The organism is Roseibium sp. RKSG952 (assembly GCF_009711355.1).
Genome location: NZ_SMMF01000165.1, coordinates 1 through 320 on the forward strand (window position 1 = coordinate 1; position 320 = coordinate 320).

The window sequence follows — 320 nt, forward strand, 5'->3', positions numbered from 1 at the left end:
GACCGGGCACTGACATGGGTCTTGCCAGTACCTGGAGGCCCCTGAACCGGCAGAACGGTCTGATCCATGCGCAAAACGGCAGCAATGGTTCCCTGAACCGGATCCTGTCTTGCCAGAACATCACCGCCCTCTCCTTTCAGCCTCGGCGACTGGCGGTTCAAGAGATCATCGACGGCCCTGTATTGCCGCGCCCCGCACTGGTCCTCAATCACATCCAGCAGCGCAGCCGCAATCACATCCGTACGAAGCGGCCAATCCGGATGCAACGATAACCGGTCACGAAGCAAATGAGCGTTTTTCGGACCGGCCTTGACCGTAAC

At 59.4% G+C, this 320-nt stretch carries 1 protein-coding gene; it reads right to left on the reverse strand.

Annotation, left to right across the window (positions count from 1 at the left end; translation table 11 throughout):
• Positions 1-320 (reverse strand): hypothetical protein (locus E1297_RS48725; protein WP_196223071.1); only part of this gene is annotated, 320 nt, incomplete at both ends.